Origin of the sequence: Streptomyces sp. sk2.1, from assembly GCF_008120935.1 — a bacterium.
Taxonomy (GTDB): domain Bacteria; phylum Actinomycetota; class Actinomycetes; order Streptomycetales; family Streptomycetaceae; genus Streptomyces.
The window spans coordinates 40,296-50,081 of the sequence record NZ_RDBO01000014.1; the positions used below are offsets into that span (position 1 = coordinate 40,296).

A 9,786-nucleotide genomic window follows, 5' to 3' on the forward strand; every position below is an offset into this window, starting at 1 on the left:
CCGGTGGGAACGGCAACGCTCACCCCACCCGCGGCAGCGGCCCGGCCCGCCGCGGGCAAGCAGCCGGGGCAACGGGTGCGGCCGGCGCGCGAACGGGCCTTCTGGCCCTTCCTGCTGCCCGCGCTGATCGCCTACTCCGCGCTCTTCGTCCTGCCGTCGCTGTTCGGCGTCTGGGTCAGCTTCAACAAGTGGGCGGGCCCCGGTTCCGCGATGACGTGGCACGGTCTGGGCAACTACCTGGAGCTGGCGCGCAGCGAGGCCTTCCGCACCTCCTTCGTCAACACCTTCGTGCTGGCCTTCGGGGGCGGGGTCCTCGTCTTCGGCTTCACCTTCCTGTCCATGATGGTGCTGCGGCAGGCCAGGGGCCGGGCGTTCATCCGGTCCGTGATCTTCCTGCCGATGATCATCTCGGTGATCGCGGTCGGGGTCGCGATCGGCTTCCTCCTCAACCCCGACGGCGCGGTCAACACGGTCCTGGGCTGGGTCGGCGTCGAGGCCCGGCCGTGGCTGGGCCCGGACATGGTGTTCAAGTGCATCGTGGCCGGTCTCGTCTGGTCGAGCACGGGCTTCTACGTGGCGCTGATGATGTCGGCCGCCGACTCCATCCCGCCCCACCTGTACGAGGACGCCAAGCTGGTCGGCGCCACCAAGTGGGAGCAGTTCCGGCACATCACGCTGCCGCTGACCTGGGACGTGTTCGCGGTGTCGGCCGTGCTGTGGGTGGTCAACAGCCTGAAGGTGTTCGAGATCGTGATCGCCTTCACCACGGCCGGCACCCCGGCCAGCCCGCCGATCCAGGCCCGCACGGTGGCGGTCCAGCAGTACGCCAGCGTGGCCGGCAACGGCGTGCCCGAACTGGGCTCGGGCGCCGCCATGGGCGTCGTGATCCTGATCGTCACGGCGGTCCTCATCGTACTGACCCGGCGTGTCACCCGCCGCGAACGTGTGGAGCTGTCATGAGGCGCCTGTTCGGCGACATCCTGGTGCCGCGTGCGACGACCGTCGCGCTCTGGGCCTGGGTCGCCTTCAACCTCGCGCTGGTCGCCTGGGTCGGCGTCCAGTCGCTCAAGGACCCCGGGCAGGTCTGGCTCTCGCCGTTCGCGCTGCCGGACAGTCTCGAATGGGGCAACTACTCCGCCGCGTGGAAGGCGGCCGGATTCTCCGCCGCCGCGCTCAACAGCACCGTCCTGACGGTGGTCGGGGCCCTGCTGATCGTCGCGCTGTCGGCCCCCGCCGCATACGTCCTGGCCCGCTCCGACCGGCGCGCCGCGGGCCGGCTCACCGGGTACTTCGCGATGGGGCTGAGCATCCCGGTCCAGACGATCGTGATCCCCATCGTCGTGATCAAACTGTCCGTGTCCACCTTCATGATCGACTGGGTGACCGGCTGGTGGGACAACCGCATCACGCTCCTGGTCTTCCAGGTGGTGCTGTCGCTCCCGTTCGCCGTGTTCGTCCTCACCGGCTACATGCGCTCGCTGCCGCACGAGATCGAGGAGGCCGCCGAGCTGGACGGCGCGGGCCCGCTGCGCGCCTTCGTCCAGGTCGTGCTGCCGGTGGCCAGGCCGGGCGTGATGACCGTACTGGTCCTCAACGTCATCGGGCTGTGGAACGAGACGCTGCTCGCCCTGTTGATCACCCCCACCCCTGAGGAGCGCACGCTGCCCGCGGCCCTCCTCAGCCTCTACGGCTCCATGCAGTACAGCTCCGACTGGGGCGCCCTGTTCGCCGGAATCGTGATCCTGGTCTATCCCATGATCGTGCTCTACCTCTGGCTGGGCCGCCGCATCGTCGAGGGCATGACTGCGGGAATCGGCAAGTGACGCAGATACAGAGACCGGCAATCCATCCGGAAGGACCGAGCCTTGCGTACTTCGCACACACCGCACGTCCCGGGTGCCCCGCGCACCCGGCGCAGGAGCCTCATAGGGGTGCTCCTGGCCGCTCTCGCGCTCCCGCTCCCCGCGGTGGCTGCGGGGCCCGCGCAGGCGGCCCCCGTCCCGCACCGCGACCGGGCGGTGGGCACCACGTACTACGTGGACGCCGCGTCCGGCGACGACGACGCGTCGGGCCGGAACGAGGCGGCCGCCTGGAAGTCCCTGGCCAGGGCGAGCCGATTGACGCTGGGCCCCGGTGACCGGCTGCTGTTCAAGGCCGGTCAGCGGTGGAAGGGCCGGCTGGGCGTGCGAGGGGCGGGCGCCGTGGGCAACCCCGCGTTCGTCGGCTCGTACGGCAGCGGCGCGAAGCCCCTGATCGAGGGCGGCGGCACGACCGACGTCGCGGTCAGGCTCGAGAACGTCCACGACCTCACCCTCGACGGGCTGGAGGTGACCAACTGGAGCGACAGCACCACTCCCCGCTCCGGTGTGAACCTCTTCGCCAAGGACGCGGGCAAGTTGTCCAACGTCACCCTGCGCAACCTGAACATCCATGACATCGACGGCCCCGGCGGCAGCACCGTCAGCTCGGCCGGGCTGCTGGTCTCCATCCGCGGCAACCTGACGCCCACCTACTTCGACAACCTGGTGGTGGAGAAGAACGAGGTCAGCAAGGTCCGTTCGTACGGCATCATCACCTGGTCCACCTGGTCCCGGCGCAACGGCATGACGAGCCTGTACCCGGTGGAGACCGGCATCCCCGACAGCGAGGTCGTCACCTGGACGCCCAGCACCGGCGTCCGGATCCGCGACAACTCCGTCCACGACGTGACGGCCGGCGGCATCACCCCCATGCACACCAGGGGGGCCGTCGTCGAGGGCAACCGCGTCCACCGGGCCGCCACCGGCCGGCTCAACCTCAAGGGCGGCAACGTCGGCATCTGGTGGCAGGGCAACGACGACCTGCTCGTGCAGCGCAACGAGGTGTCGGGCACCGGCTTCAACGGACCGGGCACCGACGGCCACGGCTTCGACGCGGACGCCGACAACAACCGCAGCGTCGTCCAGTACAACTACAGCCACGACAACGACGGCGGGTTCTTCATCACCGTCTCCTTCAAGGGCGCGCCGACCAAGGACACCGTGGTCCGGTACAACCTGAGCAAGGACGACGGCTACGAGGTCTTCAGCCTCTCCACCGAGACCTCGGGCACCGTCATCCACAACAACACCGTCGACGCGAGCGGCCGGGTCGTCACCGTCCACCCGCCCTACGCCGGGGCCGGTGACTATCCGCTCGGCAGGATCGTGCACATCTACAACAACGCGAGCGGCATCGAGGTCCGCAACAACATCTTCCGCAACCGGACCACAGCCGGCTACGACACCGCCAACAACACCGTCTACGACTCCAACCTCTACTGGGGCACCGACGCGCCCGTCGCCCCCTCCGGCGACATCAACGCGATCAAGGCCGACCCGAAACTGGTCTCCGTCGGCACCGACCCGGCGGGCTACACGCTCCGGGCCGACTCCCCCGCGCGGGGGCGCGGCGCGGCGGTGGCACAGGGGCTGAAGGACTACTTCGGCAACCCGGTCCCGGGCACCGCTCCCGACCGCGGCTTCCACCAGTTCACCGGGGCGCCGTACCTCCCGGTCGTCACCACCTCGTACGCCACGCTCGGCAACAGCCACCCCTACCGGATGACCGACGGCGACACCTCGACCGCGTGGAGCAGCGTGGCCGACAAGGTCGCCTTCCCCGGCACCATCGACGTGGACTACCGGCAGCCCGTCAGCATCGGTTCCGTCACCCTGCACACCGCCTTCGCCACCGGCCAGGGCGTCAGGCAGGTCGACGTGCAGACGTGGAACGGCTCGTCATGGGTGACGCAGGCGGCCGGGCAGCAACTGGCCTGGTCCGGCAACACCTCGGCCGTCGAGCAGCGCACGATCACCCTGCCGCAGCGGGTGACGACCGAGCGCCTGCGCCTGACGGTCCGTGACGCCCACCTCCAGTGGGGCAACTTCGCGGTCTACGAGATCCGGACCGCCTGACCTGCGGGGCGGTCCGCGCGGCTCCCCGGGCCGTGCGGACCGACCCGTTTCGTACGGTCCGGCCCCGTCCCGCACCGGTGCGCGGAGAGGGACGGGGCCGGACGGTCAGGCCTCGTGCTCGACGACGCCCGCGACCACGACGGTCAGGGCGACGGTACCGGGGATGTCCTCGGGATCGGCGCGCAGGATGTCGCGGGAGAGGACCACGAAGTCGGCGGCCTTGCCCACGGTGAGCGAACCGCGTTCGTCCTCCAGGAAGTTGGCGTACGCCGAGCCCATCGTGTAGCCGTGGACCGCGGCCTCCACGCTGATCGTCTCCTGCGGCATCCAGGGTTCGCCACCGCCCAGCGGGCGTCGGGTGACGGCGGTGTGAATGCCGATCATCGGGTCCATCTCGGCCACGTTCCAGTCGCTGGAGAGGGCGAGGACGGCCCCGGCCGCGTGCAGGCTGCGCAGGGGCCATGCCTTGTGCCAGCGGTCGGCCCCGACGTTCCGCGCCCAGTCCTTGCCGGGGCCGGCGACCTCCGGGGCGCTGTGCCGGGGCTGCATGCACGCCACCACGCCCAGTTCGGCGAAGCGCGGGGTGTCCTCGGGGTCGAGGCATTCGACGTGGACGATCTGGTGGCGGGCGTCCCGGGGCCCGTTGGCGGCGCGGGCGTGTTCGACGGCGTCGAGCACGGTGCGGATGCCGCGGTCGCCGGTCGCGTGGACGAAGCACTGGAAGCCGCGGGCGTCCAGCTTCGCCAGCAGGCCCGCGAACTCCTCGGGCGGGTAGAAGGTCTCGCCCCGGTGGTGGCGGCAGCCCGCGTAGGGTTCGAGGAGGGCCGCGGTGCGCGGCTCGACGACGTCGTCGATGTAGAGCTTGAGCGGTCCGACCCGGACGCGGTCGTCGTCGTGGCGACGGGCGGCGGCGGCGAAGTCGTCGAGGTCGGCGTCCGTGGTGCCGCGCGGGTGGAAGAGCGCGGCGACGATCCGGGACCTGAGCCGGCCCTCGGCGCGTGCCCGGTCGAAGAGGGCGAGGTCGTCGAGCGAGTTCTGGGGTTCGACGACCGTGGTGATGCCGAAGCCGATGGCGTCGTCCAGGGACTTGGCGAGGCGTCCGTACTGCCGGTCGGGAGAGGCCCACGGCAGGCCCAGTTCCCGCAGGGCGCGGTGGCCGTCGCGGGAGAGCCCCTTGATCGCGAAGTCCTTGATGAATCCGGTGGGTTCGCCGGTGGCCGGGTCGGTGACGGCCCGTCCGAAGGGAAGGTGGGTGTGGTCGCGGTCGATGCCGAGCCGGCGCAGCCCCGCGGTGTTGACCCAGGCGGTGTGCACGTCGTAGCTCAGGACGAAGGCGGGCACGTCGCCGGTGGCCGGGTCGAGGTCGGCGGCGGCCGGCATCCGGCCGTCCGGGATCGCCGAGTAGTCGAATGCCTCGGCCTCGATCCATTCGGCGTCGGGGTGGGCGGCGTGCCAGGCGCGGATGCGGGCGTGGACCTCGTCCAGGGCATGGGCGCCGGACAGCTGGACGCAGGCGTCGTCGGAGCCGAGCCGGACGTGGTTGTGGGCGTCGATGAAGCCCGGGAGGACCAGCTTCCCGCCCGCGTCGATCACCCGGGTGTCCGGGCCGGTCCACTCCCCGGCGTCCGTGTCGGGTCCGAGCCAGGCGATGCGGCCGTCCACCACCGCCAGGGCCTGTGCCTCGGGAAGTGCCGGGTCGACGGTGTGGATGCGGGCGTTGCGCAGGACGAGGTGTGCGGGGACGGCCATGTGAGGTGGCTCCTCCTGGTGCGGTGGTGCTGTCGGATCGGTGGTGCGTGGGGAGGCGGACGGATTCCGTCGCCCGGTCGGTGCGGGTCTTCGGGGAGGGGCGCGGCCGTTCAGGCCGCGTCGGGGCGGCCGGTGTGCGGTGCGACGGTGCGGCGGGCGAGCAGCCAGTAGACGAGCCCCGAGACGACGGAGCCGAGCAGGGTCAGGTCGGCGCCGCCCAGCGGGGCGACCAGCGGTCCGGTCCACAGTTCGGAATCGCAGGTGAGGGCGGCGAAGAGCATGCCGGCGAGCAGCGCGGCCAGGCCGGCGGGGTGGTAGCCGGACCGGTACCAGTAGGCGCCGTCCGGTCCGGCGTGCAGCGACGGTGCGTCGTAGCGGCAGCGGCGCATCAGCATGTCCGTGAGGAACACACCGCCCCAGGGTGCGAACACGATGATCAGCAGGGAGAGGAAGGACAGCAGCGAGCTGGTGAAGTCGGCGAGGAAGAGCGCGCAGAGCGAGCCCGCCGCGGTGACGGCCGCGCTGATGACGATGGCCTTGGAGCGGCTCCAGGGGACGCCGAGGACCTGGAGGTTCAGGCTCGACGAGTAGAGCGTGACGATCGAGTTGGTGACCGAGCCGCCGAGGACGAGGGCCAGGAAGAGCGTCTGGAACCATCCCGGCAGCAGCCGCTCGGTGCCCGCCACCGCGTCGGTCATGTCCGTCCGGGTCGCCGCGGCCACCCCGGCCACCCCCAGGGCGACCGACGAGATGAAGCCGCCGAGGGCCCCGTACCAGGTCAGCGACTTCATCGAGGTCGTCCTGGGGAGGTAGCGGGTGTAGTCGGCGGGCATCGGGACGTACGAGAACGGGCCGGCCAGCATCACGACGAGGGCCAGGCTCCATCCGGACGCCCCGGGATGTGCGGCGCCCCCGCCCGTGTCGGCGCCCGGCAGCAGGAACACCAGGAGCGCGGCGAACCCGACGGCGAGGACGTACGCGATCCAGCGTTCGGCGAACTGGACGGTGGCGTGGCCCCACAGGGCGACGGCGAAGGTCAGCGTGAGCGTGACCAGCAGGGCGAGGGCCCGTCCGGTGCGGCCGGACTCCCAGCCCAGGTCGGTGAAGAACGCTTCGAGGGCGAGGGTGCCGACGACGGTGTTGAGGATGGTGTAGCCGATGCTGACCACCCAGTTCAGCATCCCGGCGGGCCAGTTTCCCCGTACGCCGAAGGGGGCCCGGGAGATCACCAGGGTCGCGGTGCCGGTACGGACCCCGCTCAGTCCTGCGGCGCTGATGGCGAAGAACGCCAGTCCGCCGATGACGACGACGCCGGTGGCCTGCCAGAAGGACAGGCCGAAGGCGACGGCCAGGGCTCCGTTGATGACGTAGGTGAAGGTGAGGTTGGACCCGAACCAGAGCCAGAACAGGTCTTTCGCGCTGCCGTGGCGGTCCTCGTCGGGGATCGGGTCGATCCCGTGCGTCTCGACCTGGAAGACCTGGTCGGCGGCGTCCGGCACGCCGGGCGCTCTCGCGGCCGTGTCCTGTCGCGTCATGCGCTCTGCCCCTCGTCCATGCGTGCTCCGGGGGAATCGGAACAGTACTTTGAATGGCGTTCTAATTTAGAACGGCATTCAAGATGTGATTCCGGGAGCCCGTCAAGACCTCCGCCGAAATCGGCCGCTAAGGTCGTCACCTGGCCGACCCGAGAGGAGACGTGGCGTGGCGGCGACGGCGCGACGACGTGACGGACACCTGGCCCGGGAGCGCATGCTGGAGGAGGCGATGACGGCCATCGCCGAGGACGGCCTCGCCGCGCTCACCATGTCGGCGCTGGCCAAGCGCCTCGGCACCAGTGGCGGCCACATCCTCTACTACTTCGGCAGCAAGGACCGGCTGCTCCTGGAGGTGCTGCGCTGGAGCGAGGACGCGCTCGCCGAGGAGCGCCGGGAACTGCTGTCCGATCCGGCCGACCCGGAGCGCGCACTGGAACTCTTCCTGGCGCTCTACCTTCCCCGCGGGCCGCGCGACCCCCGCTGGACGCTGTGGATCGAGCTGTGGGCGCGCACGGCGTCGAACGAACCGCTGCGACAGGCCCAGGCCGAGATCGACCTCGGCTGGCAGGAGGACCTGGCGACGCTCCTCACCGAGGGGGCGCGCCGGGGCCACTTCGCCGCGGACCTCGACGCGGCGGCGCGCGCCTCCGAACTCCTCGCCCTGCTCGACGGGTTGAGCACCCGGGTCGTTCTGGGCCAGCACGGCGCGGACCGCGGGAGCGCGCTCCGCACGGCCCTGTCGGCGACCGCACGGCTGGTGGAACACGGCTGAACCCGCCCCGGGGCCGCGAAGGGGTGCGCCGGCACCGCCACGCCACGCGCGGCACCCCTACTTCCACCGATCGAGTGCCATTCACACCCGTTTCACTCTTTTATCACCCATACGGGTGGTGCATCCCCGGGTGGGGCCCTATGGTCGATTCAGGAACGACGGCTGGAAGAAGGGGGCCGCGACCGACGGCTGCTCCTGCCGGGCGGTCCCGGAGCACACGGGGCCCTCGGGCACGCACGACGACGGCGCGGTCCCGAAGCGAGGCGGCCGAGGAGCCGACATGCAAAGACGCAAGCTCAGGACAGGTCTCATGCTGTGTGCCGCCACAGCCCTCGCGGCTGCCGCACCGGTACCGGCCTCCGCGGCGACCTCCCCCGCCGCGGCCCCCCGCCCGTCCGCGCGCGTGGTGGCCGTCGACTGCACCTGGAACCCGCAGGTGCGCCCCGGCGAATTCCTGCTCGCCTGCGGGGACGGCAACAACCGGCTCATCGACATCCACTGGTACTCCTGGGGTCCGACGTCCGCCGTGGGCCGTGCGCTCGACGTGGTGAACGACTGTCAGCCCTATTGCGCCGCAGGCAAGTTCCACTCCTATCCGGTCGTCGTACGACTGGACCATCCCAGGACCTGGCAGAAACAGCCGGAGCTGAAACAGTTCACCCAGCTCGAACTCGTCTACACCGACGGCACTCCGGACCGGACCGGCCGGGTCGTGACGCACCAGCTCTGGGACTGATCCCTCCCCCGGCGCCTCCCGCTCCCGCGGTGGTTGTCCCCCGCACCGGAACACGCTTCCACGGCCCGTCCTTGTACAGGGTGCCGTTCGATATCGGTGTTCCACAGGGGAGACGTAAGTGATGAGTGGTCAGCAACCGGCCTCTGGAGGCACCCCCCAGGTCTTCCAGCCGCTCGCCGGAGACGACCCGACCACAATCGCCGGATACCGGTTGGCGGCCAGACCGGGCGCCGGCGGCATGGGCAAGGTGTATCTGTCGTACACGCCGGGCGGACGGCCCGTCGCGATCAAGGTGATCCGCCCCGAATTCGGGGAGGACGCCGAGTTCCGCCGCCGGTTCGCCCAGGAGGTGCGCTCCGCGCAGCGTGTGCAGGGCCTGTTCACGGCGCCGGTCATCGACGCATCCACCGATGCCGCGCAGCCGTGGCTGGCCACCGCCTACGTGCCCGGACCGTCGCTCGCCGACGCCGTCGTCGCGCACGGAGCACTGCCCGTCGAGACGGTGGTGCTGCTGATCGCGGGCATGGCCGAGGCGCTGCACGTCATCCACGGGGCGGGCATCGTGCACCGCGACCTCAAGCCGTCCAACGTGCTGCTCGCGGCCGACGGTCCCCGGGTCATCGACTTCGGCATCGCCCACGCCGCCGACGCGACCTCGCTCACCGGCAGCGGCGTCACCATCGGCACGCTCTCGTTCATGGCGCCGGAGCAGGCCGCGGGGAACCGGGTGACCCCGGCCACCGACGTCTTCGCGCTCGGCCAGGTGGCGGTGTACGCGGCGACGGGGTCCCCCGCCTTCGGCGAGGGCACCTCGCACGGCGTGCTCTACCGGATCGTCCACGAGGAGCCCGACCTCGGCCGCGTCCCGGAGCGGCTGAGGGAGCTGGTCGGCCGCTGTCTCGACAAGGATCCCGCGGTCAGGCCGTCGATCGCCGAGGTCATCGAGCTGTGCCGGTCCGCGAACGCGGAGACGGTGCTGCGCCGCCCCGAGGACTGGCTGCCCGCCCCGGTCAGCGCCGACATCACGGTACGCACGGCCGCTCCCGCCCCGGTCCAGAC

8 protein-coding genes are annotated in these 9,786 nt (G+C 71.0%); 6 read left to right on the forward strand and 2 right to left on the reverse strand.

Translation table 11 applies throughout. The features are described 5' to 3' along the window. The first annotated feature begins 3 nt into the window (after nt 1-3). The 3 genes from EAO76_RS02365 to EAO76_RS02375 are packed head-to-tail and all read left to right on the forward strand — an operon-like array spanning nt 4 to nt 3,935. Nucleotides 4-960 (forward strand): carbohydrate ABC transporter permease, encoded by a 957-nt coding sequence (locus EAO76_RS02365; protein WP_148832797.1) that lies wholly within the window; start codon nt 4-6, stop codon nt 958-960. Further along, nucleotides 957-1,823 (forward strand): carbohydrate ABC transporter permease, encoded by an 867-nt coding sequence (locus EAO76_RS02370; protein ID WP_148832799.1) that lies wholly within the window; start codon nt 957-959, stop codon nt 1,821-1,823. Before EAO76_RS02365 ends, EAO76_RS02370 begins: the two co-directional genes overlap by 4 nt. 42 nt (nt 1,824-1,865) lie before the next feature. Continuing rightward, a complete protein-coding gene (locus EAO76_RS02375) occupies nt 1,866-3,935 on the forward strand; it encodes a right-handed parallel beta-helix repeat-containing protein (RefSeq protein ID WP_148832802.1) in 2,070 nt (689 codons plus the stop codon). A 105-nt stretch (nt 3,936-4,040) separates the two neighbouring features. Here EAO76_RS02375 and EAO76_RS02380 read toward each other — a convergent pair whose 3' ends face one another. Further along, nucleotides 4,041-5,684, reverse strand: coding sequence for an amidohydrolase (locus EAO76_RS02380; protein WP_148832804.1), 1,644 nt, complete (start codon nt 5,682-5,684; stop codon nt 4,041-4,043). Between the two features lie 110 nt (nt 5,685-5,794). Beyond that, a complete protein-coding gene (locus tag EAO76_RS02385; RefSeq protein WP_148832805.1) occupies nt 5,795-7,219 on the reverse strand; it encodes a cytosine permease in 1,425 nt (474 codons plus the stop codon). Between the two features lie 166 nt (nt 7,220-7,385). Here EAO76_RS02385 and EAO76_RS02390 point away from each other — a divergent pair, with 166 nt between their 5' ends. From EAO76_RS02390 to EAO76_RS02400, 3 genes are all read left to right on the forward strand, one after another. Then, on the forward strand, nt 7,386-7,991 hold the full coding sequence (locus tag EAO76_RS02390; RefSeq protein WP_148832808.1) for a TetR/AcrR family transcriptional regulator: 606 nt from the start codon (nt 7,386-7,388) through the stop codon (nt 7,989-7,991). Nucleotides 7,992-8,271: 280 nt separating this feature from the next. Then, entirely contained in the window at nt 8,272-8,727 is a 456-nt protein-coding gene (locus EAO76_RS02395) for a hypothetical protein (protein ID WP_262375236.1), read from the forward strand. A gap of 121 nt (nt 8,728-8,848) precedes the next feature. Then, nucleotides 8,849-9,786, forward strand: a 938-nt coding sequence (locus EAO76_RS02400; protein WP_148832810.1) for a serine/threonine-protein kinase, incomplete at its 3' end; no start/stop codon positions are given.